1 protein-coding gene and 1 pseudogene are annotated in these 2249 nt (G+C 73.8%); both read right to left on the reverse strand.

The genetic code is table 11. The features are described 5' to 3' along the window. A partial coding sequence (locus IE249_RS07025; RefSeq protein ID WP_229857725.1) for an alpha/beta hydrolase occupies positions 1-1065 on the reverse strand: 1065 nt, incomplete at its 3' end. After that, positions 1062-2249 (reverse strand): annotated as a pseudogene (locus tag IE249_RS36500) (thioester reductase domain-containing protein); the annotation flags it as partial. The gene IE249_RS07025 and the pseudogene IE249_RS36500, both read right to left, overlap by 4 nt.

Below are 2249 nucleotides of genomic sequence, written 5' to 3' on the forward strand. Positions count from 1 at the left end.
CAGGTGCCCGTAGCCGGGGATCTCGGTGTACGTCACGTCCAGCTGCGGCTGCCGGTGGGCGAGCACGTCGTGGCAGAGCTTCTGCGAGTCCAGCCACAGCCCGTTGTCGCTGCCCGCGAGCAGCAGGACCGGGGTGTCGATGTTGCCGGCCGCGTCGAGGGCGTTGGGCGGCAGCGCGCGGTAGCGGTGGTCGGTGTCGTGCCAGCGGACCACGCTGCGCGCCAGCTCGATACGGCGCAGGTGCGGCACGATCCACAGCGGCGCGGGGCCGAGCAGCTCGGCGAGCCGGTCGTGGGTCGCGGCGGCGAGGTTCTCGTGACGGAACAGCGAAGCGCCCGATCCCCAGGCGGAGTTGTGCAGGATCTGGCAGGTGGGGTCCGGGCAGTCCGCTCCGCGCGAGGCGAGCGCGAACAGCGGCGTGTACTTCGACCACAGGCCCACCCGGCGGAAGTCCACGGGGATGTGGTCGATCCGGCCGCGCAGCAGCTCCCCCGCCACCGACATGCGCAGCGAGGTGCGCCCGGCGAGCTTCGGTGTGAGGAACACGCCCTGGGAGACCACGCCCGCCAGCCCCGGCACCAGCCCCGCGGTCATGCTCAGGGAGAGGGAGAGCGCGCCGATGCAGTGGGCCACCACGAACAGCGGGCGGCCGCCGATGCGTTCGCGGATGTACGACACGGCGGCGGGGATGTCGTACAGCGCCACGTCGTCGTACGTGTAGCGGCCGCCGGTCTCGTTGTACGGCAGCCGGCAGCTGCCACGCCAGTCCAGCAGCCAGGGTTCGTAGCCGCCGTCGAGGAGGGCGTCGACGAGGTTGCGGGTCTCGGGCAGCAGGAACATGTCGGCGGAGGCGGTGTGCCCGTGCAGGAGCAGCACCGCGGGCCGGTCCGTCCCGCCGGCGCCGACACGGGTCAGGCCGAGCCGGACCCCGTCGCCGGCCCGCAGGGGAATCTCCTCGACGGACGCCGGGTCCAGGCGGTGACGCAGGGGGCGGGGGGCCGCGGTGGTCCTGACCCTGCGCAGCGCCGGCCGGGCCGGGCGCGTGTTCGTGGTCCTGAAGATCATCGGTGCTGCTCCGTGAGGGTCGGGGTGCGGCGCAGGTCGAGGAGGTCGGCGGCGGCCCGGGCGAAGGGGCCGAGCAGTCCGCGGCCCATCTCCAGGCCGAACCAGGCGAGCCAGGTCAGCTTGGCGGCCCGCTTCTCCCGCGCGGTCAGGCGCGGGTCGACCCGGATGCCGTCGATCTGGTCACGGACGTAGGTGTCCGCGGGGACGACGACCTCGCCGATGAAGCGGGCCGCCTCGCCCTGCCGGCCGATCTCCACGGTCAGCGCACGCGTCTGCCGCCACACGTCCCGGCGGGCGCGGGCGTGCTTGCGGCCCTCCAGCCACCACAGGCCGCCGTCGGCGTCGCGCAACCGCAGCCGGTAGCGCAGGAGCTGGTGGGTCGTGCCGTGGCGCTGCGGGATGCCCTCGTCGGGGCGGACCCAGATGTCGCCGCGCTCCACGGTCAGGGGCCGGGGGTGCACGGCCCCGCAGGTCACCTCGCCGGTCACGTCCACCCGGCGCTCCTTGACCAGTTGGTACATGCTCGCGATGGACAGGGTGAGCGCCATGGAGCAGGGGGTGTCGGCCGCGGCGCCGACCGGGCCGACGTGGCCCTCGGTGGTCTCGGTGAACCACAGGTAGGGCTGGTCGTCCTTGTGCGGCAGCCGGGCCAGGCCGTCCTCGGCGAGCCGCTCGAACGTCCTGAGCTGGGCCCGGGTGTCGTAGCGGGCGGCGGGCGGCAGGCCGAGGGCGTCGACCAGGGCGGCGGTGCGCTCGCCGCCGGCCGCGGGGCCCTTGAGGGTGGCCTCGCACAGCTTGAGCGCGGTGGGGCTCCGCAACACCCTTCCGAGGAAGGCCAGTTCGGGAACCGGTTCGGCTTCCAGGCGGGCCAGGGTATCGGTGCGCCACTCGTCCCAGTCCTGGACGCGGACGTGCATCCCGCCGAGCGCCATGTCGCGCACCACGTCGTCGAGGGTGTTGGGGACTCCGGTGAGGTTGTAGTCGTAGCCCCAGGCGTCGGGTTCGCAGATCGCGGCGACCGCGACGCGGCTGACCCAGTCGACCGGGGCCGCGTTCAGACAGTGGAAGGCGGGCACGGTACGGAAGCGGCCGAAGGCCGATATGAGGCCGCTGCTGAGGTCCTGCGGGTTGTAGGCGCCGGTCCTGGTGTGGCCGCCGATGCCGCCCGGGCGCAGCGCGGTGAC

Origin of the sequence: Streptomyces anandii JCM 4720, assembly GCF_014650655.1 — a bacterium.
Taxonomy (GTDB): domain Bacteria; phylum Actinomycetota; class Actinomycetes; order Streptomycetales; family Streptomycetaceae; genus Streptomyces; species Streptomyces anandii.